The organism is Synechocystis sp. PCC 6714, assembly GCF_000478825.2.
Classification (GTDB): domain Bacteria; phylum Cyanobacteriota; class Cyanobacteriia; order Cyanobacteriales; family Microcystaceae; genus Synechocystis.
Window position 1 is genome coordinate 1,928,364 of sequence record NZ_CP007542.1, and the last position, 24,501, is coordinate 1,952,864.

Genomic DNA, 24,501 nt, shown 5'->3' on the forward strand with positions numbered 1-24,501 from the left:
CTCCCCTAGCCCTCCAATTATGGAGGGGATATCGAACCAAAACTCTCCTAGATTGGCGAATTCTGGGGTAACTTCAGATTTTTCATTCATTTTTTAAACAATCTCCACCATGACCGTCTCTCCCACAACCCAGCCCCAAACTAATCATTCTTTGCCCCCGGCGGACGCTAAACAGCGGGTCAGCCAATTCATGCAAACCCTTCAAGATGAAATTTGTCAGGGGTTAGAAGCCCTAGATGGCAAGGGCAAATTCCAGGAAGACAGTTGGCAGAGGGAAGAAGGAGGGGGCGGCCGATCCCGGGTGTTGGCCGATGGAGATTTTCTGGAACAGGGGGGAGTTAATTTCTCGGAGGTTTGGGGCAAATCCCTACCCCCTTCAATCCTGAAGCAACGCCCCGAAGCGGAAGGCCATGAATTCTACGCCACCGGCACTTCCATGGTGTTGCACCCGAAAAATCCCTACATTCCCACGGTGCATCTCAATTACCGCTACTTTGAGGCGGGGCCCGTGTGGTGGTTCGGTGGGGGAGCCGATTTAACTCCCTACTATCCTTTTGCCGAAGATGCGGCCCATTTCCATCACACGTTAAAAAATGCCTGTGACCAAACCCATGGGGAATTTTACCCGGTGTTTAAACGCTGGTGCGACGAGTATTTCTACCTCAAACATCGCCAGGAAATGCGGGGTATTGGCGGTATCTTTTTTGATTACCAAGATGGCAATACTCCCCTTTACCGAGGGCCCGATGCCAATGGCCCAGCGGCCCAATACAGTAACCAACTAGCCCCCATCGAACCCCTGGGTTGGGAGGATTTATTTAGCTTTGCCCAACGCTGTGGCCGGGCCTTTTTACCCGCTTACAGTCCCATTGTGGAAAAACGCCGCCATACCGAATACGGCGATCGCCAACGGCAGTTCCAGTTATATCGCCGGGGCCGGTATGTGGAATTTAATTTGGTCTATGACCGGGGCACCATCTTTGGCTTGCAAACCAATGGCCGCACCGAATCCATTTTGATGTCCCTACCGCCCTTAGTACGCTGGGAATATTGCTATAGTCCCGAAGCCGGTAGTCCGGAAGCGGAATTGACAGAAAAATTCTTAGTTCCCCAGGATTGGGCCAATAGTTAATTGATTATTTCCCTTTGTTTCTGTCCTAGGTCGGTTATCCATACTGACCCAGGGCAAAGGGGTCATAATGGGGACTAGCCGTATTGTAAGGAAGAAGAGCCATGTTGCTAGCCCTAGACCGTATCAGTGTACTTCCCGGCCAGACCTTGGTTTTGCGGGATGTAGATTGGGATGAGTTTGAGGTCTTGTTAGATGAACTGGGGGAAAACCGTGGTTCTCGCATTGCCTACTACCAAAAACAATTGGAAATTATGGCTCCCCTGCCTGAACACGAAATTGATAAAGAATTAGTCGGTGACTTAGTCAAAGCTTTGTTAGAAGAGCTGGACATTGAATTTTATCCTTTAGGTTCAACCACTTTTAAAAATAAGTTGCTTGGATTGGGCTTAGAGCCGGATAGCTGTTTTTATATTACAAACGAAGCAAAAGTTAGGGGTTTAAAACGTTGGGATGCAGCCATTGACCCCCCGCCGGATTTAGCGCTCGAAGTGGATCTAATTTCCCGTACCCATTTGGATATTTATGCCCAGTTGGGAGTGCCGGAAGTGTGGCGTTTTAAACGTAGACAATTGGAAATTCAATGCCTAGAACAAGGGGAATACCGCCAAAAGGAAGCTAGCACAATATTTCCTGACTTTGACCTCAAGCAAATTATTCCCGCCTATTTGCAAAGAATTGACAATGAAGGTCGCAACAAAACCATCAAAGCTTTCCGCGCTTGGGTAAGATCCCAAATTAATGGTAAAGATAATGGGTAACAGTTTGGGATAGCGGCATAGAAGCTGATGATTGAGCAAATATTTTTAGGACAATTCCAGTCCCCCGGGCCGGTGATGTTCCAGGTGGGGAGTTTTGCCCTACGTTGGTACGGATTTTTGATTGCCTCTGCGGTTATTATTGGCTTAAATCTCTGTCAGTGGCTGGGACAAAAACGGGGCATTAACCCAGATTTATTCAACGATTTAGTCATTTGGCTAGTGGTGGCGGCCATTCCTTCCGCCCGCTTATATTACGTTGCCTTTGAATGGCCCCGCTACGCCCAGCATTGGTTAAATATTTTTGCCATTTGGCAGGGGGGCATTGCCATCCATGGAGCTTTAATTGGCGGCACGATCGCCATTCTTGTTTTTAGTCGTTACCACCAGTTATCTTTCTGGAATTTGCTCGATGTTCTCGCTCCGGCAGTTATCCTCGGCCAGGCTATTGGACGGTGGGGTAACTTTTTTAACTCCGAAGCTTTTGGGGCTCCCACCAATTTACCCTGGAAGCTCTATATTCCCTTTGGTAATCGTCCGCCTAATCTAACTAGCTATGCCTATTTTCACCCTACTTTTTTATACGAATCCCTATGGAATTTAGGCGTTTTTGCCATTTTAATTTCTTTGTTTTTCTATGGTTTGAACAATCCTGAAAAAATCAAAACAGGAACTGTTGCTTGTGTTTATCTAATTGGTTACAGTCTTGGTCGGGTTTGGATTGAAGGTCTAAGATTAGACAGCTTGATGCTTGGCCCCTTAAGAATTGCCCAGGTGGTTAGCATTACCCTAGCTTTATTGGGGACAGTGGGAATTTTCTGGCTATACATTGTGCAGAAAAATTTACCGGATTGGTCGGGGCGAAAATTGTCCAAAAATTGAATTGCCTTACCTATCCGTCAATTAGATTAATAGAATATCTAGGGGAAACTTTTATGGAAAGGGAAATTAGCTATTGGGTAGAAAAACTGGCTTTACTGCCCCATCCCGAAGGGGGATTTTATAAGGAAACCTATCGATCGCCGATGCAGGCAAATTTTAATGGTTTTGATGGTGACAGAAATTTAGTCACAGGCATTTATTTTTTATTGACTAAAGATAACTTTTCTGCTTTCCACAGGATTAAATCCGATGAAATGTGGCATTTTTATGCCGGTGATAGCTTGGAAATTTACTGGCTTTCGCCCCAAGGAACATTGACAGTAATCAACCTAGGCTTGGATTTAGAAAAACGAGAAGTACCCCAAGCAGTGATTCCTCGGGATTGCTGGTTTGCCTCTAGGGTTAAAAGCGGGGGAGATTACGCCTTGGTGGGTTGCACCGTTGCTCCCGGCTTTGATTTTCAAGATTTTGAGTTGGCAAACAGAGAAGATTTACTCAATATGCATCCCCAATCCGCCGACATTATCCACCAGCTAACGAGGCAATAGCCCAAAAGTCTTGAAGCCGCAAACTGTCCTGTTGTCCAACCGTCTATCTCTAAGCTGAGGCATAGTGCCCACTGCTCACCTACGTTAACTTGGGGATTCAAATTTAGTAAAAATTGGAATCTAAATCCTGCCCCCAGAACTATTTTGAGTGGTTGTTGATAAAACTTAATGAATTTTTTTGAAGCTGAATGGCTTTTTCCTCGCAAAAGTGCCCCCCGTGCGTAAAATGGGGACTAAAGTTTTGTCATGTCCTGACGAAATTCGCTAACAGGAGAACTCAATACCAATGGCTGAATCTAACCAAGTTGTACAAGCCTACAACGGCGATCCTTTTGTGGGGCACCTTTCCACCCCCATTTCCGATTCCGCTTTCACCCGCACTTTTATTGGCAATTTGCCCGCCTATCGTAAAGGCCTTTCCCCCATCCTCAGAGGTTTAGAAGTGGGTATGGCCCATGGCTATTTCCTCATCGGCCCCTGGACTTTACTTGGTCCCCTGCGGGATTCTGAGTATCAGTACATCGGCGGATTGATCGGGGCTTTGGCGTTGATCCTAGTGGCCACCGCCGCCCTGAGTAGCTACGGTCTAGTTACTTTCCAGGGGGAACAGGGTACGGGAGACACCCTCCAGACTGCCGATGGTTGGAGTCAGTTTGCCGCTGGCTTCTTTGTTGGTGGCATGGGCGGAGCTTTTGTTGCCTACTTCCTATTGGAAAACCTCAGCGTTGTTGATGGGATTTTCCGGGGTCTATTTAACTGAATAACCTTTAAACTGTTTTGACTTTGCCGTTCAATCACGGCCCAAGCTTACAATCACTCAATAAATAAGGAGTATTAACTCATGGACGGTTCCTATGCTGCATCCTACCTGCCTTGGATTCTCATTCCCATGGTGGGTTGGTTATTCCCCGCTGTGACTATGGGGTTGCTTTTCATTCACATTGAGAGTGAAGGTTAGTTAGCAAATTTGAAGACTAATTAATTGTCTTTTGTTTGAAAATGCCTAACCATCTCTGGGTGGGTCAGGATTTCTCCGTTATGGCGGAGAATTGGGCATTTTAATTTGTTACTCCACCATTGGGTGGGGTATTTTTTTAAGGATAAAGTTTGGCATGGTGAATTGTTCTGTTAGCTCTAATCCCAAACAATCCCTGGAGCGGGGCCAGTGGGTGAAACTAATTTGTGGGGCTAGTTATCAAGATTTAACTGCCATTCGCAATTTGGCCTTGGTCTACACGTTGGTGGGAGTGGATTGCATTGACTTAGCGGCGGACCCGGCCGTGGTGCGGGTGGCCCAGGAAGGCATTGGAGTGGCCTTGTCCCTGACCCATTCCTCTGAGTCTTCCGAATACAGAATTGATAAATGTGACCATTCGATCCAAGCTCCTTGGTTAATGGTGAGCTTGAATGACGGGGAAGATCCCCATTTCCGCAAAGCTCAGTTTGATCCCCAACTCTGTCCCCCCGATTGTCCCCGGCCCTGTGCTCAAGTTTGTCCCGCTTGGGCGATCGCCAGTGACGCTGATGAGGTTGCTCCGGCGGGGGTTTGGGCGGAAAAATGTTATGGCTGTGGCCGCTGTTTACCCATTTGTCCCCAGGGAATTATTACTACTTATTCTCATCAAGCAACGGTTGCTGGCCTCTTGCCTTGGCTAGAGTCGGGGGAAATTGCCGCTCTGGAAATCCATACCCAAGTGGGCCATGGACAAGAATTTCAACAGCTCTGGCGTAGTCTGACTCCCATACTGCCTCGACTCCAGGCGATCGCCATTAGCTGTCCCTACCATGGGGAAGCGGTGGAGTATTTGCAGACCATCTCTGTCTGGCTGAGGCAATTAAATCAGCCTTTGATTTGGCAAACCGATGGCAGGCCAATGAGTGGGGACATTGGCCGGGGCACCACCCATCTTTGTCTGCATTACGCTGATCAGATTTTGCAATCTTCCTTGTCAGGGTTCGTGCAATTGGCCGGGGGAACCAATGGCCACACCATCACTAAATTAGGCTCCCAAGGCTTTTCTGTTCACCAGCATAAAAGAATGGTTAATGGTGTTGCTTTTGGCAGTTGTGCTCGCACCCTCATTGCGCCAGTATTGCAGTCAGCAGAGGCTAGACAGAACAATCCCCTTGCCCCGCTCCATTTGGAAGACTATCCCGATTTATTGGCTAGGGCGATCGCCTTGGCCCGGTCTTTGGTGCAACCCTGGAAAGAACGTCGGACATTTTCAGAGAATATCTCCAACAATATTGACAATATTTTGCATTAATCTCCATTAATCTGTATAGTGATTTCATAGTGTTCTCTTCTCAAGGATTCAGTAGGGGGTGGCTCGGCGATCGGGTGCTCCCTGTTTTTTTTGCGGCAAAACCTTAAACTGATTAGTTGGATTGCTCCGTGTCCATCGTTAACTTTTTGCCCTAACCCATCCTGACCAAGAGACTATGACTGCTACCCCCTCCTACGACGCGATAGTGATTGGCTCCGGCATTGGGGGATTGGTCACCGCCACCCAGTTAGCTGCCAAAGGCCTGAAAGTTTTGGTGCTGGAGCGTTATCTGATCCCCGGGGGAAGTGCGGGTTATTTTGAGCGGGAAGGTTATCGCTTTGATGTGGGAGCGTCAATGATTTTTGGCTTCGGCGATCGGGGTACTACCAATTTATTAACCAGGGCCTTGGCCACTGTGGGACAGAAAGTGGAAACCCTCCCCGATCCAGTGCAAATCCATTACCATCTGCCAGGGGGTTTAGACCTCAAAGTCCATCGAGATTATGAAGCATTTTTAGGGGAATTAATTGCTAAATTTCCCCACGAGGCCAGGGGCATCCGCCAGTTTTACGACGAATGTTGGCGGGTTTTTGATTGCCTCAACACCATGGAATTGCTTTCCCTAGAAGAACCCCGTTACCTAATGCGGGTGTTTTTTCAGCACCCCGGCGCTTGCCTAGGCCTAGTGAAATATTTACCCCAAAATGTGGGGGACATTGCCCGTCGCTATATCCATGACCCAGATTTGCTCAAATTTATTGATATGGAATGTTATTGCTGGTCAGTGGTGCCAGCGGACTTAACCCCCATGATTAATGCGGGTATGGTCTTTTCCGATCGCCATTATGGGGGCATTAATTATCCCAAGGGAGGCGTGGGGCAAATTGCTGAAAGTTTAGTAACCGGACTGGAAAAATTCGGGGGTAAAATTCGCTACGGAGCTAGGGTAACCAAAATTGTCAAAGACAGCGATCGGGCGATCGGGGTGGAGCTAGCCAACGGAGAAAAAATTTATGGCCGCCGCATCGTTTCCAATGCTACCCGTTGGGATACATTCGAAGCATTGATGGCCGATCAACCCCTACCTGCTCGGGAAAAGCGGTGGCAAAAAAATTACCAACAGTCCCCCAGTTTCCTCAGTTTGCACTTGGGAGTGGAGGCGGATTTATTGCTCCCCGGAACAGAATGCCATCATATTTTGCTGGAGGACTGGAACAATTTAGAAAAAGAACAGGGGACTATTTTTGTTTCCATTCCCACCCTCCTAGACCCTAGCCTGGCTCCAGCAGGTCATCACATCATTCACACTTTCACCCCCAGTTGGCTCGAACCCTGGCAGAATCTTTCCCCGAAGGAGTACGAGGCGAAAAAGGAAGCCGATGCGGGCAAGTTAATTGATCGCCTGGAAGCCATTTTCCCTGGACTGGATCGGGCGTTGGATTATATGGAAATCGGCACTCCCCGCAGTCACCGCCGCTTTTTGGGGCGCCAAAATGGCACCTATGGCCCCATTCCTCGCAATCGTTTGCCGGGTTTATTGCCCATGCCCTTTAACCGCACCGCTGTACCGGGGCTATATTGCGTTGGGGATAGCACTTTTCCGGGACAGGGCCTTAACGCGGTTGCCTTTTCCGGTTTTGCCTGTGCCCATCGTCTAGCGGTGGATTTGGGGGTACGGTGATGGTCGCCAACATTCTCTGGCACAATGGGGCCAGGCATTGAGCTGCAACGATCGCCAACTGCATGGCTAACAAACCGAAATCCTCCTTTAACGTTAACCAAGATGACATCCCGGAAGTGATTCGGGATAATCCGCTGACGCCTTCCCATTCCCGCCCGCCTGCTCTAATCCCCCTCAAGCTAGTGGCCGCTGGTTTGGGGCTAATTATTCTCGTTTTACTGTCTTTGTTGGCATTATGGCCTAAGCCCCAATCTGAACCGGAGGTAGTGACGGAACCTAGTCCTACTCCCACGGAAACCCCCATTGATAACCTATTGGGACATTTGCCCTATGAGGAAGCTCCACTGGGGGAACTGAAAAATATTACCCCCGATGGCCGATTAAAACTCCGCCAAGCTGCCGCTGACCAATTTTTGAGGATGCAACGAGATGCCCAAGCCCAAGGCATTTCCCTAGCGCCCATTTCTGCTTTTCGCACAATAAAGGAGCAGGAACAACTTTTCTTCGACATCAAACAACAACGTAATCAGGAAGCTCGTCAAAGGGCGGAGGTTAGTGCGCCCCCCGGTTACAGCGAACACCACACCGGCTACGCAGTGGATATTGGCGATGGCAGCAAGCAAGGGACCCATTTGAGCGAAACTTTTGCCCAAACCAAAGCCTTTAATTGGCTCCAAAACAACGCGGCCAAATACAGTTTTGAACTGTCCTTTCCCCCCAACAATCCCCAAGGCATTGCCTACGAACCTTGGCATTGGCGTTACGTCGGCGATCGCCAAAGTTTGGAATTGTTCTACAGGGCACGCAATTTACCACAACCATCCCCCACTAACCCTTCAAACTAGACGCACCTGGCAATACCCCAAAACCTTGGGCGGCATGGGCTTTGGCAAGGCGGACATAGTGTAGTCCGTGGTCTAGCAGAGCTTGAGCCTGGGCTTCGCTGACCTCTTTGATGATTTTTGCCGGTACTCCCATAACCAAAGACCGGGGGGGCACATCCTTAGTTACCACCGCCCCCGCGCCGATGATGCTACCAGTGCCAATGCGGACATTATCCAAAATAGTAGCGCCAATGCCGATCAAACTACCCGTTTCAATGTGGGCGGCGTGGATCACAGCCCGGTGCCCAACGGTGACCCAGTCTTCCAGCACTGTGACAATGCCGGGATCGCCGTGGAGTATGGCCCCATCCTGGATATTGGCGCCTTGACCAATGGTGATGCTTTCCAAGTCTGCCCGCACCACTGCTCCATACCAAATACTACAATCCTTACCCAGACTAACTTTACCGATTACTGTGGCATTAGCCGCCACAAACGCCGCTGGGGATAAATCCGGTCGGGTAAGGTAAATGGGAAAGTTTGCTTCCATAACAACTCTCAAGGTGAACACCAAGACCATTGTCGATGGTTTTTTGCTCCTTCCATCTGGTATCTGCGGTTAAATTCCGGGTTTTTGGCACAATGATGGAACGCCATTGAAATAATTCCAGGCATACATAACGTGACTTTTCGCAACCCAGCCCCCACCGTTGATTTGATCATCGAAATGATTGATCAACCCCGTCGCCCCATTTTATTGATTGAGAGAAAAAATCCTCCCCACGGTTGGGCGTTGCCCGGGGGCTTTGTGGATTATGGTGAAACTCTGGAAGCGGCGGCTCTGCGGGAAGCAAAGGAGGAAATCTCCCTTGACGTAGAGCTGATTGAAATGTTTTATGCCTACTCTGATCCCCGTAGGGACCCCCGGCAGCATACCCTGAGTGTGGTGTTTTTGGCAGCAGCCACGGGCAGACCAGAGGCGGCGGACGATGCTAAAACCGTTGGCTTTTTTGATCTTTGGGAATTTCCCGACCCAGTTTGTTTTGACCACGGGCAAATTCTGCGGGATTATCGTCGCTATCGTTATTACCACCAACGTCCAGACCCCCACCGTAACTATTAGAGCCGCGGAGATAGTCAAACAAACCACTTTTACAGATCAATTCAGTTCGTCTCACAAGTTCAATGGTGGACTGGTTCTCCACCAGTAGTGTTGATGAATTTCACCCCTCCCTCTTTGGGCATTAGTTCCTGTAAATAAAAGTCCACCGTTTCATTTATTTCATTGGCCACCAACACTTTAGCCCTGTGTCCCGTTCGCAGTACTTCAGCCCGATCACACAATTCGTAGGCAAAAATAATCAGGCGATCGCCGGGTTGACAGAGTAGAGCAGCTCCACCATTGGGACAAATCTCCTTGGAGTGGGCTTGACCAGGCAACACATAGGTGGAAAAACGATTGCCATTGCTGAGATTGATAATATCCACCTCTTCTAAAGGCAACAGTCCCACCCGCCCCAACATGACAGGATCAATGGTGATACTGCCCACATAATCCACATTGGCCTCTGTGACACAGACCCGATGCAGTTTTGCGTGCATTAAACGAATGCTCCCCATTAACCCCTAACCTCAGTGAAAAAACGGCCCTATCTTGATTTGGTTATTCTGCCAGTCCATTATTAACTGTTGCTAACCATGGCCAACGCCACATCAATATTACGGCGAACCGCCTCAGCGGAAAGATGGAGAGCGTCTTTTTCCTCCGAAGTCAACTGTACTTCCAAAATATCCTCCACGCCCCGACAGCCCAAACGGCAGGGTACGCCCAGGAAAATATCCTTCAACCCATACAGGCCGTCTAAATAAGTAGCGGCGGGCAAAATCCTCGATTGATTGCGTAAAATTGACTCCACCATCACCCCGGCGGAAGATGCGGGGGCGTAATAGGCGGTGCCCGTTTGTAACAGAGCTGCAATTTCTGCACCACCGTTGCGGGTACGTTCCACTAGCTCAGCAATAGTCTGGGGCGGCATCAACTCGGTAATGGGAACCCCACTGACGGTGCAATAGCGGGGCAAAGGCAACATTAAATCACCGTGGCCCCCCAGCACTAGAGTGTTGATGTCCGAAGGGCAAGCCCCCAATTTCATGGCAATGAAGGCTTTAAGACGAGCGGAATCCAACACCCCGGCCATACCAATGACCCTTTGGGAAGGTAACCCCGTCACTTTCCAGGTTAAATAGGTCATCACGTCCAGGGGATTGGTGACCACAATCAGAATGGCGTCGGGAGAATAGCGTAGGGCTTCCTGGGCGGCTTGGGCGACAATATTGGCATTTTTGCTCAACAAATCGTCCCGACTCATGCCTGGTTTTCGGGGCAGTCCAGCGGTAATTACCACCACATCGGAACCGGCGGTGGCTTCATATTCATTGGTGCCGATGATTTTGCTGTCGTATTCCTCTACGCTTTGGGCAGCCATCAAATCTAAGGCAATGCCCTGGGGTAATCCTGGCACAATGTCCAACAAAACCACGTTAGCGACGTTCTGTTGCACCAATCTTTGGGCGAGGGTACGCCCTACATTACCGGCACCAACCACCGTCACCTGGGAAGACTGACAGGCGATGGGGAAATACTCCAGACTCTTCATGGCACCCTCCGGGGTGTTGACGATGGAGGAAAGCAACCTAGGCTAGGGCTTCAAGTTGGTCTAAGCGAAGCCAGACATTGGGGGTAGGGACGTAAAAGCGCACTAGGGCATATTCTTCGTTTAAATCCAATACTTCCCCTTTGCTATGGAAAAGGTAGTCGGGTAAACGGCGATCGCTGGCTTGGGCTTCAAGGCTGTTTTCCAATTGTTCGCGGACAACCCGCACTAAACTGCCCTTTTTCATTTTAGCGGCCATGGTTTTGCCCTCGTTGGGAAATTAGGAAATTAACTCTAAATTGTTACATAACGCCAAAATTTTGTAATTCTTATTTTTTGCTGGTTTCTCCCCAGACCATTCCCCAGGTTTTCCCCAATCATTCCCCTATCCATCGGGTTTTATCCCCAGGAGGTTAAGGCTTTTTCGCTGTTTCTTAACCCTGATTCGGCCGTGGGCACTCTAGGGGTGGGGGAATTTTTTCAGGTTTTGACGCTAGGGATAGTAGGCAAATTTTTCTGGCGATCGCCCCCTGGGGAATCCGATAAAAAATTAGAGAGAGTTCCTCACAAGGCTGTTTTTGTTAACTTAAGTTAAGTCAAAATGGCTAAAATGCCTATAACTTCGTTGACAAAAATGAGAAATAGTCACCGGAGCAAATTTTTCCGCCATTGACAGTCGGAGGAATTCCCCGATAAAACTATTGGGCACACAGCAGAAAAACTTTGGGTGCGAGGGTCGTAATCTTCGCTCGGCCCGGTTATTCCCCAAAGCAGTTCCGCCCCTTTGACAGAGAGAAGAACCATGGATACCTCCGTTAGTGTTTTTGCTGAAATCCCCGAAGACCTACACGAATCCCTCACCACCTATCTGGACAAGCACCCCCATTGGGACCTAGACCGGGTGTTTTCTGCCGCCCTATCCCTATTCCTGTTGCAGAATGAGGGGGGCTATGGCACCAAGCCCATGTCCGCCAGTTACAAAGCCTGTGCCCGGGTTTATCTAGAAACGTTATTGCAAACCGCCGAATGATTCCCAAATTAATTGTGGGTTTGGGTAACCCTGAGCCGAAATATGATCAAACCCGCCACAACATTGGTTTTGCAGTCCTAGATGCTTTGGCGATCGCCTGGCAATGTTCTTTGTACGACCATAAACGCTTCCAGGGCTGGTTCGGCGAAGGGCTAATGGCAGGGCAAAAAACCTGTTTACTCAAGCCCCGTACCTATATGAATCGCTCTGGTCAGGCCGTGCGCGCAGTGGTGGATTGGTACAAACTGGAGCCGGAGTCGGTGCTGGTGGTCTATGACGATATGGATTTGCCCCTGGGTCGGTTACGCCTGAGACAAACGGGTTCCGCCGGAGGCCATAACGGTATGAAGTCCTTAATTAGTCATTTGGGTACCCAAGACTTTCCCCGCCTCCGTTTGGGCATTGGCAAAAGTGATCACAGCAAAGACACCATCGCCCACGTGCTGGGAAAATTTAGCCCGTCGGAATTACCTATCGTCGAGAAAAGTTTGGACCTGGCCACCGAGGCGATCGCCCATAGTCTGCACCATGGCATTGCCAAAACCATGAGTTTATTCAACAATCGCAACGTTACCGACTAGGAAGCGTTGTCAATGGGTTACAATGACAAGTTGGCAAATTATTACATTTCTTGGGAATTTCGCTTGTGACTACAGCCGAAGCAGCATCTACCATACACACCAGTTTCATTCTTAAAGTCCTCTGGCTTGATCAAAACGTGGCGATCGCCGTGGATCAAATTGTGGGCAAAGGCACTAGCCCCCTCACATCCTACTTCTTCTGGCCCCGGGCGGATGCTTGGCAACAACTCAAAGATGAACTCGAAGCCAAACACTGGATCGCTGAAGCTGACCGGATTAACGTGCTCAACCAGGCCACTGAGGTGATTAACTTTTGGCAAGATTTGAAAAACCAGAATAAACAAATCTCCATGGCCGAAGCCCAAAGCAAATTCCCCGAAGTAGTCTTCAGTGGCAGTAACTAGTATTAACTAGATTTACCCATGGCTCACCCCTAGGGTGTAGAGAAAGTACCTACCCAGTCTTCCTGTGCTGTGAAGAGAAAACCGTTGCCCTGGGGACAGTCACAAAACAGCACTGTGTCCCACCCCGTCCGTCTCAAAAAATCGATATGCTACCCTGAAGTCGAGGGGAACTTCCCCATGGCCAGACTGTCATAGCCTCTGGTTTGGGGGGTGACTGTAACCCCGGCTAACTCCCCACCGGCGATCGCCATAGCCCCTGGCCGACAGACATTTTAAAAGCAAGATTTTCGTGAAGATTAAATCAATATTTTTATTGTCATCACTTGTCATTACTTTTTGAGGCGACAGCAGCAATGAAATCCTTACTCCGTATCGGTGCAACCCTCGGTCTAATTGGCACCACCGCCGTTGGTGTTTGGCTAGGCACCACCCTCCGGGCATTAGCGTTGCCCACTGAGGAGATTGTTAAAATTCTTCAAGGGGTACCGGTTTTTACCATCGTCGATGCCCAAGGAGCCCCCCTTGTGGCGGTGGGTAATGACAATGAAAAAGTCACCGGAGTTTTCATTAGCCAACAGGAAGCCAATGGCTTTTTGCAGGAGTTGAAGAAACAAAAACCTGATGTGGGCTCCCAGGTGAGCGTTCAGCCCGTTTCCCTTGGGGAAGTGGTAAAAATTGCCCAGGCCAATGCTAACCAGCCCGATCCCCTGGGATTTGCCTATGTTCCCATTCCCTCCCAGGTACAGGCGGCCCAGCAGATGCCAAATTCTGAATACCAGGGGGGGGTGCCCCTCTTTGTGGCTAGGGGAGGAGAAGACCAAGGGTATCTCACTATCCAGCAAGAGAATGAGCAAATTATTCCCTTTTTCCTCGAAGCTAGCCAGATTCAACAAATGGTGGAACGGTTTAAACAGGAACAGCCCGCCATGGCCAACAGCATTGTCATTGATGTAATTGCCATGGAAAATGTCATTTCCACCCTACAAACCAGCAATGACGAGATGCTCAAACAGATCCGCATTGTTCCCACCCAGGAAGCAATTCAATTTATCCGTTCTCTATCCGCCCAACAACCCTAGTATTCCTTGCCCCCTGACCCCCAAACTTGGGGGTTAATCGTGTAAAAATTCCTCAGTATTGAAAAAAACTAAAACTTGACCAACGAACTCTAGGCTATAAAAAGCAGTGGGTTTTATCCATCTTCCCAAGCAGAGGGAAAAGTGATAAAAAGCAACGGCGATCGCCAATTTGCTTATATCGATAGAGTTATCAAACTGGGTTGCCGAACAGACCATCGCTAATTATATTTAACCCATGGATAACCTTGTGGGAGATTTTTTCAGGATGCGTCTATTTTGGCCCCAGTCCCGTCGTCGGTTAACGGCGATCGCCTTGAATCTAGCCCTTGCTGGCACTACAGCCGGACTAATGTTCGCCTGTGCTGAGCCCGAGCCTTCCCCTGGGGATGGGACTGACCAGCAGAGTACCGGTGGGGAAGGGGGAGCCCTCAAACTGGGAGCTCTATTGCCAGCCACGGGGGATCTATCTTCCATTGGGCAAAATATGCCCCTGGCGGTGCAGTTGGCAGTGGATACCATCAACGCCTGTGGCGGGGTTAACGGGCAAAACGTCACTGTCATTATCGAAGACGACCAAACCGATCCAACGGCCGGAGTTTCTGCTATGACTAAATTGGCAGAAGCGGATCAAGTTGCTGGCGTGGTGGGTTCCTTTGCTAGCAGTGTTTCCAGTGCAGCGGTACCCATTGCGGTCAGAAATAACATTATGATGATTTCCCCGGGAAGCACTAGTCCCGTATTCACAGAACAGGCCAAGAAGGGGGAATTTAAAGGTTTTTGGGCCCGTACTGCCCCCCCCGACACCTATCAGGCTCAGGCCCTGGCAGCCCTAGCTAAAAAGCAAGGCTTCGCCGATGCCGCCACCGTTGTTATTAATAATGACTATGGTGTGGGCTTTGAAAAGGTATTTGTGGAGTCCTTTGCCAAGGATGGCGGTAATGTAACCAATAAAGATAACCCGGTGCGCTACGATCCCAAAGCAGCAACGTTGGATACGGAAGCGGCCCAGGGCTTTGCCAATAGTCCTGATGCGGTGGCGGCCATTCTTTATGCTGATACGGGCAGTGTGTTAATCCAGTCTGCCTACCGTCAAGGCTTGACGGATGGAGTAACCCTACTGTTAACGGATGGTGTCTATTCCCCCGATTTCGTCGAAAAAGTCGGCAAAGATGCCAATGGAGTTTCCCTTTTGTCTGGGGCCCTGGGCACGGTGCCTGGTGCCGATGGCAAATCCCTGGAAGCCTTTACTGCCCAATGGAAGGATGCCACCAATGGTAAGGATGTGACGGCCTTTGTTCCCCACACCTACGATGCCACCATTCTGATGATACTGGCCGCGGAGGCCGCTAAATCTAATACTGGGACAGGGATCCAGAGCAAAATTCGAGAAGTTGCCAATGGCCCCGGGGAAGAAGTGACCGATGCCTGTGAGGCGATCGCCATGGTGCGGGAAGGTAAAGATATTAACTACCAGGGCGCCAGTGGTAATGTGGACATCGATGAAAATGGTGATGTGGTGGGTAGTTACGACATCTGGACGGTGAAAGGGGATGGGAGTTTGGAGGTAATTGATAAGATTACCCCCGGTTCCTAACTATGTGAATGGGGGATGGGCCTAGATAGGCACCTCCTCCACCTCGGCCAGGGGCTCTGGAGTTAACACATCGGGCGATCGACTGCCGGAAAGTTGTTTTAACAATTGGGGGCGTGGGTCGTGGAGTAGGTAGAAAATTTCATCCCCAACTTGGGTATTCTCAGTGGTCTTAGCCAATCTTAAATTTCCATCCCGTTTCAGCATTAAGGGCAGTAATTCCCCAGATCGGATTAGGGCTTGGGTGTGGGCCTGTTGTAAGGCTAAACCAGTTTCCTTAAACAGGGTTTTGCCCAATTTGATCTGTCCGTCCTTGATGTACTGATTCCAGGTTTTAAAAGTTTTTTGCTCCATAAAAATCTGTACCCCTTTATTTTTCAGCAGGGAATTACTTTCGGGTAAATTATCCGGTGCAATTACACAAACCCTTGGGGGATCAAATTCATTGATGGTGTTTTGGGCCAGTACCAAATTTACTTCTCCATTATTAGTTAGGGCCATAAATGCTCCCATCTCCTCAATGCCGGCCTTTTCCAAGGCATGGGAGTCTAACGCACTGGTTTGAATGGCGGTTAAACCTTCGGCGATCGCCGTCCCACAGGCCTCTGGATCGCTATCAATCAAGACGACCGATTCCCCTTGGGCTGTAAATAAACGGGCCACTAATCTCCCCAGGGGAGTACAACCAATGATGACTGCACCGGTGGTGTGGGTGTCGGTGATCCGCAGTAGTTTGGCTAAGGGTTTAGCAGTTAACCCTTGGATAAACACCGTCATCATAATGGTGAGAAAAACAATTGACTTGATGGCATCACCACCATTAATACCTCGTTCGGTCAACAGTAGGGAAAATAGGGAAGCAACGGAAGCAGAAACAATGCCCCGGGGAGCAATCCAAGCCACAAAAAGTTTTTGTCGCCAGTTAAAAGCGCTAGTCCAGGTGCAAATGGCAATACTAATGGGACGAATGACTAACATCAACACTGCCACAGTGAGTACACTGCCCCAACCCAAAGCCCCAAAGCTACTCAGGGATAATTCCGCCGCCAGTAAAATAAACAACACGGAGACGCAAAGCAGGGTCAATTTACCCTTGAATCTACGCAAAAGACGATTATCCGGCAGAGCGGAAGAGTTTAAGTAGATACCCATGGCAACGGTGGCCATCAATCCTGATTCACTCAGGGAAGCTTGGGCTGCCCCAAATACCCCCCAAACCCCTGCCAGTACCACCAGATTGCTAACATCTTCCGAAAGAAAACTGGCCCGTTTTAAAAAGCTACTTAACAGCCAACCGCCTCCCACTCCGATCGCCAGGCCGGTGCCGAGACGCAATATCAAGCCTATGACAATTTCAAGAATGTCGGTTTCTACGTTGACATTGGTGTTAAAAATCGTTTCCAGCACCACCACCGCTAGAATGGCTCCCACGGGATCAATCAGCACCCCTTCCCCTTCCAAGAGAGTGGCAACGGATCTTTGCACCTGGACCTGTTTAATTAGGGGACCTACCACCGTTGGCCCAGTTACCACCACCAAAGACCCGTATAAGAAAGCTAAATACCAAGGAAACTCCGCCAACCAATGGGCCGCTAACCCCCCTCCGATCAGGGTAATCAGGGTGCCAATGGTGACTAGATTACGCAGGCTACCGGAAACCTGGCCCAATTCCCGCAGGCCTAAATTTAAACCCCCCTCAAATAAAATAATCGCCACGGAAAGGGAAACGATTACCTCCAAACCATCCCCAAAGTTGGCTGGCTGAATCCAATGCAAGCCACTGTTGCCCAGGATGACACCAAAAATGAGCAAAAAGACAATGCTAGGCAGTTGCAGTAAAGCCGCCAACACCTGGGCCCCAATGCCAAACAGGACAGTGAGGATAATCTGGAGGGTAAGGGAAAATGATCCTTCCATAAGGCTCAAGGGAATGGGGTCTGCCCATAGGTTAACGGTAAATTATTGAGACGATTAGGCTTTTCTACTCAAAGACCAATCTCTCTCCAAGGTAGGTTAACCCAGAATCGAGCTGGGAGTTTTCCTCAGTGGAATGGTTTACCGACCTGAAATCTATAGCCAATTCCCTCTAATTTTGGAAAATTTGTCGGTGGAAAAATTTAAAAAACGAAGGCGGCACCCAGATTCGAACTGGGGGTAAAGATTTTGCAGACCTCTGCCTTACCACTTGGCTATGCCGCCATATCCGGACAACCATTATAACAGAGTTAGCACCTTAGACCAAACGGCGATCGGTCAGCAACTCATAGCCCGTGGCCGTTACCAGCACCGTATGTTCAAATTGGGCAGAAAGGGCATTGTCCACCGTGACCACGGTCCATCCGTCCCCCAGGGTGCGGGTAAAACGGGAACCAGCATTGATAATCGGCTCGATCGCCAGGGTCATGCCCGGTTTGAGTTTGACGTTGGGCAAATCCCGGCAACGGACATTAAACACATGGGGTTCTTCGTGGAGTTCCTGGCCCACCCCATGGCCGGTAAACTCCTGCACAATGGTGTAACCGGTGGGCTTAACGTAATCTTCAATCGCCCCAGCAATGTCCATGAGATAGTTACCGGGTTTGACCTGTTCAATGCCTGCGTACAAAGCTCCTTCTGCTACTTCCATGAGCCGCTGGGCCTGTGCAGGAATTTTTCCCACTGCAATGGTGATGCAGGAATCGCCATGGTAACCCTGGAAATAGGCTCCGGTGTCCACCTTCAGTAGATCTCCGGCCCGGATTTTTTTACGGCGGCGGGGGATACCGTGGACCACTTCACTATTGACACAGGCACAAATGGAACCAGGAAAGCCGTGGTAGCCCTTAAAGCTAGGGATTGCCCCCAGGGAGCGAATTCGTTCCTCGGCTAATCGATCTAAATCGGCGGTGGTCATGCCCGGTTGCACCGTTGCCTCAATCTCCTTCAACACCTGGGCGGCGATCGCCCCAGCTTGGCGCATTATGGCAATTTCTGCTGGAGTTTTAATTTGGACTCCCCGACGGGAACGCTTCTTTGCCCCAGGGGTAGGGGAGGACACAGGGGAAGGGGGGGTAAACAGTTGACTGAGTAAATTCATAGGATAGAGTGCTCAAAACCTAAGCCATGCTGGCTTTGACTTCCTCCAATATTTCCATGGAAATATCCTGGGCTTCCCCGGCAAAGTCGTTATCTGGGGTTAAAAACAACATACAGTGACATTCTTTGCGTTCCCGCATGGGCACACAGGGGCAATTCCAAAAGGTATTTTTCACTTCCGCTTCCTTGTCTTCATAGTGGCGGCAGGGACACAGGGGGGAACCCAATTCTTCTTTGTGGCGAGCTAAACCCTCGATAACAACGGCGGTGACGGAAAGATCACTACAGAAATAGGTATCTGTACGTTTGGCGTACTGTTCCGCAAAATTCTTCATTGCGGCCAGTGTTTTGTTGTTTTGGGTATCACTGCTGGTCATAGATTCTCAAGGGAATTGGATTGTCGGCACAAAAGCCAATTTTGCCGTCGGTGTATTTATCTTGACACACTATTGGAGCAGGGCCAAAAACCGACGAATCACCCCAATTGTTACCCCAGGCAATTCCAAATGGGGGGTTAGACCCACATCTTTAACTTCTACAAAAGCCTTCACAACATCGGGGTTCAACGCGGCTAAACGACGACCGATCGCCGGCGGAGTAAATTGGGCGTATTCTCCCCAGAGGATGGCCGTGGCAATGGTTAAATCGGGCATAAATTGGGCCAGATCAAAGCATAAATCCCCCCGCACAAAGGACAGGGCCGCATATTCCGCCCTAGGTTGGGTGGCAGACTCCAAATAGGCATCAATAATTTCGGGATAAATGCGCCGGGCTTGGGCAAATTGCCGTTGTTCCAAAAAGTTCATAATGCCCGCTGTGTTGGCAATGCCGGTGGTGTAGATAAAGCGATCCAGCACGGGAACGCTCACCAGTTGGGCAAAAAAGTTACTACGGTAATCTTCACCAAAATCCGACAGGCCAGTGGGGGTAGCCAAAATTAGCCCGGCGAATAACTGTGGATATTGCACCGCCGTCCGCACGGCGATCGCCGCCACCAGGGAAGAGGCAATCACCATCACAGGCCTGTCGCAGGTTTGTTGCAAAAACTCCTGAATAACCTGGATATAGTCCTGGGGGGTGTAATTTTTGACGGGATGATCGGAGCGGCCCCAGCCCAACAAATCCGGCGCCAAAACTCGATACTCACTGGCAAAGGCCGGATACACCTTCGACCATTCGTAGGCGGAGGAACCACCACCAAAGCCATGGAGAAATACTAACGTTTGGCGATCGCCGGGGGAATCTGTCACCTCTATCCAGGGAGCTTCCGTCGGTTCGTAGTAAACAATGGTGCCCAGGGACGTAACCAGGGAGTTGCGGGTAAAGCCAAAGGGTTCAATCATACTTTTTCCTAATGGTTATGGCATAGAGCAAAGCTGCCGGCCCTCTCCAGTATGGTTTAGTTTTTTTGCCCATGGCGGGATTTAGGACCAGAAATCGAAGTGCTAGCCTTTCCCCCCCGACCCAATAATCTCTGCCCCCAGTGGGGATATAAACTCAGATAGATTAACAAATTGCCCCAAAATAGCGCCCCCAGCAGTAGGTAAGTTTTGAGCCAAAAATTACCCTGGAAATCCTCCATAATACCCACACTGGCAAAGCTAAAAGCTAGAGTTAAAACCACTAACAGTAAACGTTTGGGGATTTTCCCTTGCCGTTTTCGGGAGGATTGACTACTCACAGGTTTTGCCATGGATGGAACTAGAGAAAATGGTTGGGAATTTGGGGCGGAGGTTTTAAGGGACGTTTAAGAAGTCTCCCTAAATCCCTCAAGTTTGGGAAGAAACTAGATCAAAATCCCCCAGTATTGCGGTCGGTTTAGGGAACAAAGTAAAACTTTGCAAACAGGCTCTTAGCCATAGAATGGTGCGGGCTAGTCAAAGACACATTGTTCTTGGTCGCTATGAATGATTAGCCCTAGTTTGCCCAACGTAGCCATGGCGGGTTTTTGCTAACCTGGTTGTAAACCAATTGACTATTTAAATTATGGTTCGTCGTCGTTCGGTTCCCTGGATCCACCGCTATTCCCGTTTTATTATGGGGGCGATCGCCGTCTTGGGGATCTTGATCACCTCCTACCTAGCCTATATTTCTTTCACTGGGGGAGAAGCCCTTTGTCCCGTGGACCAGGCCACTGGTAGCTCCAGTTGTGACCTAGTGTTACAGAGTGCTTACGCCAAAGTGTTTGACATTCCCCTCAGTGTTTTTGGGCTGGCAGCTTATCTGGCCATGGGCATTGCAGCCTTAGTACCCTTTTTGGTCAGTGAGGAAAGCAACAAAAAACAGCGTAACTCCCTGGAAGATCTCACCGGGAAATTTCTCCTGGTGGGGGGCACATCCATGGCGGTGTTCAGTGGCTATTTGATGTACATCTCCTTTTTCCGGCTCCAGGAAGCTTGCTGGTACTGTCTGACTTCTGCTATTTGTTCTTTACTGTTGTTCATTTTGGCAATCATCGGTCGGGAGTGGGAAGAAGTGGGTCAAGTATTTTTTACGGCCATTGTGGTGGCCATGGTAACCATTGTCGGCACCCTTGGTCTTTATGCCACTGCCGAAGGCCCCAAAGCTGGAGCTGATGGAAAAATTCCCATCCCAGCCATTGTCGGCCAACCTAAACCCCCCAGTGGTTGGCCCATCACCACCCAATCGGGCCCAGCGGAAATTGAATTGGCAGAATTCCTCACTGCCAAAGGCATCCTCAACTATGGCGCTTTCTGGTGTCCCCACTGCTATGACCAAAAACTGCTCTTTGGTAAAGAAGCGTTTGAAAAAATCACCTATATCGAGTGCGATCCAGCGGGGAAAAATCCCCAAACCCAAGTCTGTGTGGATACAGGCATTCAGTCCTTTCCCACCTGGGGCATTGATGGAAAACTCAATCCAGGGGTTAAAACGTTACAGGAATTGGCAGAGCTAACCGGCTATGAGGGCAATATGGACTTTAAATATGGCCTGAGAAATTAGCGTCTAACCAAAGGGAGATTATTGGGTAAATGCCCTTCCTCCATATCCTCAAAGAGATTAATTGCTCAAAAAAATTCCCTCAAGCCTTAACCGACCTGGGGGGATTTCTTTTAAGCATTCTGGAATTGATTTAGTAATAGTTGCCCACTTTACGGTGATGGACAGCGGTTAAACCTTCTGCTTTGGCCACTCGACCATTGCTGACTTGACTGTAAACAATCCAGTGGTCACTGCATTCCATACGGCTGCTAACTTCGCACTCCAAATAGGCCAAAGCGTCGGTCAAAATGGGAGAGCCATTGCCAGCGGTTTGGGTTTTTACCCCGGCAAAACGATCGGCTCCCGGGGGAAAACGTTTGAGGAAATGTTTCATCAAAACTTGGTAATTGCCTTCCTCCAAAATATTCAACACAAAATGATCGCCGACTTGCATGAGGGACTCAATGGCCCGGTCTTTAGCCACAGCAACGGTGAAACCAGGGGGACTAAAACTGGCTTGGGAAACCCAGGAGGCAAGCATTGCCCCTTTAACCTCTCCCTTTTGGGCGGTGATGATATACAGCCCCCCACTGATGCGACCGATCGCCTTTTCCAGGTCGCTATCGAGGGACTTAAGTTGTTTGATTTTGGCCGCCTGGGCCAGGTTTTGACCCAAATCGGTACCGGATTCTTCGCACAGCTGATAAATGCCTTCGCTGGGGGTGTCCTTAACTTTGATGACAGTGAAGGCTTCCCGCAAACCCAGGTCTAGAAATTTGGTGCGGAGGGGATCAATGGGTTCGTCATCACCACCGTAGGATTCGTATAAACCAAAGACCTGTTTAGGTTGCATGGCCGCCAACACCGCACCGAAATTATTGCTCAGGTCAGCGCTGGCCTGTAATGGCGGCATTCCCAAGACCACCCCACTGGCATGGCTCACCAATTCCTGTACTTCCTGGGGATCGGCGGTGCTTAAATCCACCATATCCACTCCCACGCCGGTTTTGGTAATGCCCTTGGCAATGGCCTGGGAAAGGCGATCGCCATAACCGTAATCCGCCACATAGAAAACCACCACGGTTTTTTCTGCTTTACTTTGGGACTCGCTCCAATGGCGGTAGCGGTGCAATAGTTCGCCGACGTTATACCGCAGTAACGGACCGTGGCCATTGGCAATGATGCTAATGGTACCCAGATTATCCATCCGTTTCATCGCGGCGAGGACAGAGCGGGCATTGGGGCCCATCAAACAATCGTAATAAAACTGATAATCCGGCTCAATTTTGCCCAAATCTTCATCAAACAAGACATCGGAGCAGTAGTGCATACCGAATACATCACAGGTAAACAGAATCTCCGTGGCGGGATCGTAGGTGAGCATGGTGTCCGGCCAGTGGAGGTTAGGGGCACTGACAAATTCCAAGTTATGTCCTTGGCCCAAATCCAGGCGATCGCCACTTTTAACTTGAATACGCTCAAAGGGTTGATGAACAAAATTGTCGAGAAATTGCAGCGCAACTTTGGTGGCTACCACTGTAATTTGGGGATTGAGTTGCAAAATATCTTTCACCAACCCACTGTGATCCGGCTCCGTGTGGCTGACAATCAGGTAATCAATGCGCTGGGGAGCGATCAATCCCTGTAATAGATCTAGGTACAATTGGCGGAACTTTTCGTGGGAGCTATCCACCAGGGCCACCTTATCCCCCTGGATCAAGTAGGAATTGTAGGTGGTGCCGTTTTGCAGGCCGAATTCAATGTCAAACCGGTCCCGGTCCCAGTCCAAGGAACGAATGGCAGTAATATCTTTGGCGATCGCCTCGGTTTGGGTGGAAAGTCGTTTTTGGGTGGCGAGGGGGGTAGTGACCATGCCGTACTCCTAGGACTTGGTTAAGGGAAAACTATCTGTTTAGTGTATCCCAGGGGCCAGAGCCGGGGAAAGTTAACAAACATTGATATTTCTAAACCAACCGATTACGATTCTTCGTAGAGACTTCACAGGCGATACATAATGCTTTCGCCATGACTATCGGTGCCACAGGTGCGGAACAGATTGTATAAGTCCCCCAGGTAGCAAACCTCCTCCATTTGGGGCACTGAACTTTGCCAAGGCTTGGGGTTGCCGTAGGCATAAAACGCTTCCACCCCATCAATGCCATGGCGGGCCGCCGCTGGAATTAACTGACTGGCGGGCTGACGATACCGAGCCGGGTGGGCCAATACAGCTAAACCTCCGGCATCATGGAGGGCCTTAATAACTTTGGGCGCTTGGCCATAATAACCATCCGGGCGATCGCCAGTTAAGTAGGGGTCCAACACCGACTGAGTCGGATCAAAATCATAGCCGAGGATATGGACTTCGCTTCCTTCCAAATTAGCGGTGATCTCAATGCCAGTCCAAAGTTGAGGTCGGGGGCCGGGGTAATGAAAATGCTCCGTAAGCCAACGCTGGGCCCGGTAGTAGCCTGCCACAGAATGGTGGTCAGTAATGGCTAAACCTAATAACTCTTGGTGTACAGCCTGTTCGATCAAACTCTCTGGGGTCATCTGGCCGTCGGAACATTGGGTGTGGAGGTGAAAATTATAAAACTGGGGGCAACTGGCGGGGGTCAAGGACTGCCACACGGTTGTAAGTTGGCGCTCCATCTGTTGAGACTGCGGAGAAATAAGGTCGTTAACCATGAATAAATGCCATCCTGACAACGGGTTGGTGCTGGATATAAATACATCCCACCTTTTTTCCACAATAACAAAACTTTACATAATTGGCTTTTTCCCATCGTCCAGTCCCTAGGGGCAAAAGTTCCCCACCGTTGACCATTACTTTTCCCCTGTCAAGTCATCATTAATTCATTGACAACAACCAGTCCAAATGAAAGCCGAAAAGAATCACAGCGCCCAGGCTGGGTTACATTAGGTGGAGATCGGAAATTATTTTCTTCCAAAGCTCATGGGGGAATGGTTTGAGCATAACATCGGTAGAGTGAACCCCGTCCATTTTTTCCTCTGCTCAGAACCTGCGTTTTAAGGTTGGGTTTCTATGGAGTCGACC

Annotated in this window: 28 protein-coding genes and 1 tRNA gene; 16 read left to right on the forward strand and 13 right to left on the reverse strand. The window is 49.6% G+C overall.

The features are described 5' to 3' along the window. Window positions 1-109 precede the first annotated feature (109 nt). From hemF to D082_RS08830, 9 genes are all read left to right on the forward strand, one after another. The gene (gene hemF / locus D082_RS08790; protein ID WP_028948022.1) at window positions 110-1,132 is read left to right on the forward strand and encodes an oxygen-dependent coproporphyrinogen oxidase; all 1,023 of its coding nucleotides are present in this window, start codon (window positions 110-112) and stop codon (window positions 1,130-1,132) included. A gap of 101 nt (window positions 1,133-1,233) precedes the next feature. Next, window positions 1,234-1,890 (forward strand): Uma2 family endonuclease, encoded by a 657-nt coding sequence (locus D082_RS08795; RefSeq protein WP_028948021.1) that lies wholly within the window; start codon window positions 1,234-1,236, stop codon window positions 1,888-1,890. A gap of 27 nt (window positions 1,891-1,917) precedes the next feature. Next, entirely contained in the window at window positions 1,918-2,769 is an 852-nt protein-coding gene (gene lgt / locus D082_RS08800; RefSeq protein ID WP_028948020.1) for a prolipoprotein diacylglyceryl transferase, read from the forward strand. A gap of 53 nt (window positions 2,770-2,822) precedes the next feature. Further along, complete coding sequence (locus D082_RS08805) at window positions 2,823-3,317, forward strand: cupin domain-containing protein (protein ID WP_028948019.1); 495 nt, start codon at window positions 2,823-2,825, stop codon at window positions 3,315-3,317. 286 nt (window positions 3,318-3,603) lie between these two features. Next, window positions 3,604-4,077 carry a photosystem I reaction center protein subunit XI gene (locus D082_RS08810; RefSeq protein ID WP_028948018.1) on the forward strand — a complete coding sequence of 158 codons (474 nt, stop codon included), beginning with the start codon at window positions 3,604-3,606 and terminating at the stop codon, window positions 4,075-4,077. Between the two features lie 81 nt (window positions 4,078-4,158). Then, complete coding sequence (locus D082_RS08815) at window positions 4,159-4,275, forward strand: photosystem I reaction center subunit VIII (protein ID WP_028948017.1); 117 nt, start codon at window positions 4,159-4,161, stop codon at window positions 4,273-4,275. 154 nt (window positions 4,276-4,429) lie between these two features. Continuing rightward, on the forward strand, window positions 4,430-5,584 hold the full coding sequence (gene ldpA, locus D082_RS08820; RefSeq protein ID WP_038531508.1) for a circadian clock protein LdpA: 1,155 nt from the start codon (window positions 4,430-4,432) through the stop codon (window positions 5,582-5,584). 175 nt (window positions 5,585-5,759) lie between these two features. Next, window positions 5,760-7,265, forward strand: coding sequence for a carotenoid isomerase (gene crtH / locus D082_RS08825; protein ID WP_028948016.1), 1,506 nt, complete (start codon window positions 5,760-5,762; stop codon window positions 7,263-7,265). A 62-nt stretch (window positions 7,266-7,327) separates the two neighbouring features. Further along, on the forward strand, window positions 7,328-8,110 hold the full coding sequence (locus D082_RS08830; protein WP_028948015.1) for a D-alanyl-D-alanine carboxypeptidase family protein: 783 nt from the start codon (window positions 7,328-7,330) through the stop codon (window positions 8,108-8,110). On the opposite strand, the gene D082_RS08835 is transcribed toward D082_RS08830, so the two are convergent. Beyond that, window positions 8,094-8,639, reverse strand: coding sequence for a gamma carbonic anhydrase family protein (locus tag D082_RS08835; protein WP_193386656.1), 546 nt, complete (start codon window positions 8,637-8,639; stop codon window positions 8,094-8,096). The genes D082_RS08830 and D082_RS08835 overlap by 17 nt on opposite strands. 132 nt (window positions 8,640-8,771) lie before the next feature. Between D082_RS08835 and D082_RS08840 the strand changes: the two genes are divergently transcribed. Further along, a complete protein-coding gene (locus D082_RS08840; protein WP_028948013.1) occupies window positions 8,772-9,212 on the forward strand; it encodes an NUDIX hydrolase in 441 nt (146 codons plus the stop codon). Window positions 9,213-9,271: 59 nt separating this feature from the next. Here the strand turns inward: D082_RS08840 and D082_RS08845 are convergent, their stop codons facing one another. From D082_RS08845 to D082_RS18570, 4 genes are all read right to left on the reverse strand, one after another. After that, window positions 9,272-9,709 carry an aspartate 1-decarboxylase gene (locus D082_RS08845; protein WP_028948012.1) on the reverse strand — a complete coding sequence of 146 codons (438 nt, stop codon included), beginning with the start codon at window positions 9,707-9,709 and terminating at the stop codon, window positions 9,272-9,274. A gap of 62 nt (window positions 9,710-9,771) precedes the next feature. Further along, window positions 9,772-10,746, reverse strand: coding sequence for a malate dehydrogenase (mdh, locus tag D082_RS08850; RefSeq protein ID WP_028948011.1), 975 nt, complete (start codon window positions 10,744-10,746; stop codon window positions 9,772-9,774). Between the two features lie 37 nt (window positions 10,747-10,783). Beyond that, window positions 10,784-11,002: an NAD(P)H-quinone oxidoreductase subunit O gene (locus D082_RS08855; protein WP_028948010.1), complete on the reverse strand. Its 219-nt coding sequence runs from the start codon at window positions 11,000-11,002 to the stop codon at window positions 10,784-10,786. A 386-nt stretch (window positions 11,003-11,388) separates the two neighbouring features. Beyond that, on the reverse strand, window positions 11,389-11,547 hold the full coding sequence (locus D082_RS18570; RefSeq protein ID WP_158506505.1) for a hypothetical protein: 159 nt from the start codon (window positions 11,545-11,547) through the stop codon (window positions 11,389-11,391). Between D082_RS18570 and D082_RS08860 the strand changes: the two genes are divergently transcribed. From D082_RS08860 to D082_RS08885, 5 genes are all read left to right on the forward strand, one after another. Next, on the forward strand, window positions 11,546-11,773 hold the full coding sequence (locus D082_RS08860; RefSeq protein WP_028948009.1) for a DUF2811 domain-containing protein: 228 nt from the start codon (window positions 11,546-11,548) through the stop codon (window positions 11,771-11,773). The genes D082_RS18570 and D082_RS08860 overlap by 2 nt on opposite strands. Then, window positions 11,770-12,354, forward strand: a complete 585-nt coding sequence (gene pth / locus D082_RS08865) for an aminoacyl-tRNA hydrolase (protein WP_028948008.1) — start codon at window positions 11,770-11,772, stop codon at window positions 12,352-12,354. Before D082_RS08860 ends, pth begins: the two co-directional genes overlap by 4 nt. Window positions 12,355-12,419: 65 nt before the next feature. After that, the gene (locus D082_RS08870; RefSeq protein WP_028948007.1) at window positions 12,420-12,758 is read left to right on the forward strand and encodes a 30S ribosomal protein PSRP-3; all 339 of its coding nucleotides are present in this window, start codon (window positions 12,420-12,422) and stop codon (window positions 12,756-12,758) included. Window positions 12,759-13,081: 323 nt separating this feature from the next. Beyond that, entirely contained in the window at window positions 13,082-13,837 is a 756-nt protein-coding gene (locus tag D082_RS08875) for a Tic22 family protein (protein WP_304413382.1), read from the forward strand. A gap of 235 nt (window positions 13,838-14,072) precedes the next feature. Beyond that, a complete protein-coding gene (locus tag D082_RS08885; RefSeq protein ID WP_028948005.1) occupies window positions 14,073-15,431 on the forward strand; it encodes an ABC transporter substrate-binding protein in 1,359 nt (452 codons plus the stop codon). Window positions 15,432-15,452: 21 nt separating this feature from the next. Here the strand turns inward: D082_RS08885 and D082_RS08890 are convergent, their stop codons facing one another. The 6 genes from D082_RS08890 to D082_RS08915 form a co-directional block, all read right to left on the reverse strand. Further along, on the reverse strand, window positions 15,453-17,345 hold the full coding sequence (locus D082_RS08890; protein WP_028948004.1) for a sodium:proton antiporter: 1,893 nt from the start codon (window positions 17,343-17,345) through the stop codon (window positions 15,453-15,455). A 211-nt stretch (window positions 17,346-17,556) separates the two neighbouring features. Beyond that, window positions 17,557-17,627: transfer RNA gene (locus D082_RS08895), tRNA-Cys, on the reverse strand. Window positions 17,628-17,661: 34 nt separating this feature from the next. Continuing rightward, entirely contained in the window at window positions 17,662-18,504 is an 843-nt protein-coding gene (gene map, locus D082_RS08900) for a type I methionyl aminopeptidase (RefSeq protein WP_028948003.1), read from the reverse strand. Between the two features lie 19 nt (window positions 18,505-18,523). Next, on the reverse strand, window positions 18,524-18,880 hold the full coding sequence (locus tag D082_RS08905; protein ID WP_028948002.1) for a ferredoxin-thioredoxin reductase catalytic domain-containing protein: 357 nt from the start codon (window positions 18,878-18,880) through the stop codon (window positions 18,524-18,526). Window positions 18,881-18,949: 69 nt separating this feature from the next. Continuing rightward, window positions 18,950-19,846 carry an alpha/beta fold hydrolase gene (locus D082_RS08910; RefSeq protein WP_028948001.1) on the reverse strand — a complete coding sequence of 299 codons (897 nt, stop codon included), beginning with the start codon at window positions 19,844-19,846 and terminating at the stop codon, window positions 18,950-18,952. Between the two features lie 56 nt (window positions 19,847-19,902). Continuing rightward, window positions 19,903-20,196 (reverse strand): hypothetical protein, encoded by a 294-nt coding sequence (locus D082_RS08915; RefSeq protein ID WP_238546667.1) that lies wholly within the window; start codon window positions 20,194-20,196, stop codon window positions 19,903-19,905. 293 nt (window positions 20,197-20,489) lie between these two features. On the opposite strand from D082_RS08915, the gene D082_RS08920 reads away from it, so the two are divergent. Continuing rightward, the gene (locus D082_RS08920; RefSeq protein WP_028948000.1) at window positions 20,490-21,467 is read left to right on the forward strand and encodes a vitamin K epoxide reductase family protein; all 978 of its coding nucleotides are present in this window, start codon (window positions 20,490-20,492) and stop codon (window positions 21,465-21,467) included. Window positions 21,468-21,597: 130 nt separating this feature from the next. Here D082_RS08920 and D082_RS08925 read toward each other — a convergent pair whose 3' ends face one another. Beyond that, a complete protein-coding gene (locus D082_RS08925; RefSeq protein ID WP_028947999.1) occupies window positions 21,598-23,319 on the reverse strand; it encodes a diflavin flavoprotein in 1,722 nt (573 codons plus the stop codon). A 125-nt stretch (window positions 23,320-23,444) separates the two neighbouring features. Continuing rightward, window positions 23,445-24,194 (reverse strand): PHP domain-containing protein, encoded by a 750-nt coding sequence (locus D082_RS08930; protein WP_038530600.1) that lies wholly within the window; start codon window positions 24,192-24,194, stop codon window positions 23,445-23,447. Between the last annotated feature and the right edge of the window lie 307 nt (window positions 24,195-24,501).

What these genes read in the sequence shown, in the direction of transcription:
- D082_RS08860 (WP_028948009.1), top strand. Translation starts at nt 11,546, where the DNA reads ATGGATACCTCCGTTAGTGTTTTTGCTGAAATCCCCGAAGACCTACAC.
- D082_RS08835 (WP_193386656.1), bottom strand. Translation starts at nt 8,639, where the DNA reads ATGGAAGCAAACTTTCCCATTTACCTTACCCGACCGGATTTATCCCCA.
- D082_RS08910 (WP_028948001.1), bottom strand. Translation starts at nt 19,846, where the DNA reads ATGATTGAACCCTTTGGCTTTACCCGCAACTCCCTGGTTACGTCCCTG.
- D082_RS08885 (WP_028948005.1), top strand. Translation starts at nt 14,073, where the DNA reads ATGGATAACCTTGTGGGAGATTTTTTCAGGATGCGTCTATTTTGGCCC.
- D082_RS08915 (WP_238546667.1), bottom strand. Translation starts at nt 20,196, where the DNA reads ATGGCAAAACCTGTGAGTAGTCAATCCTCCCGAAAACGGCAAGGGAAA.
- pth (WP_028948008.1), top strand. Translation starts at nt 11,770, where the DNA reads ATGATTCCCAAATTAATTGTGGGTTTGGGTAACCCTGAGCCGAAATAT.
- crtH (WP_028948016.1), top strand. Translation starts at nt 5,760, where the DNA reads ATGACTGCTACCCCCTCCTACGACGCGATAGTGATTGGCTCCGGCATT.
- ldpA (WP_038531508.1), top strand. Translation starts at nt 4,430, where the DNA reads ATGGTGAATTGTTCTGTTAGCTCTAATCCCAAACAATCCCTGGAGCGG.
- lgt (WP_028948020.1), top strand. Translation starts at nt 1,918, where the DNA reads ATGATTGAGCAAATATTTTTAGGACAATTCCAGTCCCCCGGGCCGGTG.
- D082_RS08890 (WP_028948004.1), bottom strand. Translation starts at nt 17,345, where the DNA reads ATGGAAGGATCATTTTCCCTTACCCTCCAGATTATCCTCACTGTCCTG.
- D082_RS08845 (WP_028948012.1), bottom strand. Translation starts at nt 9,709, where the DNA reads ATGGGGAGCATTCGTTTAATGCACGCAAAACTGCATCGGGTCTGTGTC.
- map (WP_028948003.1), bottom strand. Translation starts at nt 18,504, where the DNA reads ATGAATTTACTCAGTCAACTGTTTACCCCCCCTTCCCCTGTGTCCTCC.
- D082_RS08805 (WP_028948019.1), top strand. Translation starts at nt 2,823, where the DNA reads ATGGAAAGGGAAATTAGCTATTGGGTAGAAAAACTGGCTTTACTGCCC.
- D082_RS08920 (WP_028948000.1), top strand. Translation starts at nt 20,490, where the DNA reads ATGGTTCGTCGTCGTTCGGTTCCCTGGATCCACCGCTATTCCCGTTTT.
- D082_RS18570 (WP_158506505.1), bottom strand. Translation starts at nt 11,547, where the DNA reads ATGGTTCTTCTCTCTGTCAAAGGGGCGGAACTGCTTTGGGGAATAACC.
- D082_RS08855 (WP_028948010.1), bottom strand. Translation starts at nt 11,002, where the DNA reads ATGGCCGCTAAAATGAAAAAGGGCAGTTTAGTGCGGGTTGTCCGCGAA.
- D082_RS08830 (WP_028948015.1), top strand. Translation starts at nt 7,328, where the DNA reads ATGGCTAACAAACCGAAATCCTCCTTTAACGTTAACCAAGATGACATC.
- D082_RS08810 (WP_028948018.1), top strand. Translation starts at nt 3,604, where the DNA reads ATGGCTGAATCTAACCAAGTTGTACAAGCCTACAACGGCGATCCTTTT.
- D082_RS08795 (WP_028948021.1), top strand. Translation starts at nt 1,234, where the DNA reads ATGTTGCTAGCCCTAGACCGTATCAGTGTACTTCCCGGCCAGACCTTG.
- D082_RS08925 (WP_028947999.1), bottom strand. Translation starts at nt 23,319, where the DNA reads ATGGTCACTACCCCCCTCGCCACCCAAAAACGACTTTCCACCCAAACC.
- D082_RS08905 (WP_028948002.1), bottom strand. Translation starts at nt 18,880, where the DNA reads ATGACCAGCAGTGATACCCAAAACAACAAAACACTGGCCGCAATGAAG.
- D082_RS08815 (WP_028948017.1), top strand. Translation starts at nt 4,159, where the DNA reads ATGGACGGTTCCTATGCTGCATCCTACCTGCCTTGGATTCTCATTCCC.
- mdh (WP_028948011.1), bottom strand. Translation starts at nt 10,746, where the DNA reads ATGAAGAGTCTGGAGTATTTCCCCATCGCCTGTCAGTCTTCCCAGGTG.
- hemF (WP_028948022.1), top strand. Translation starts at nt 110, where the DNA reads ATGACCGTCTCTCCCACAACCCAGCCCCAAACTAATCATTCTTTGCCC.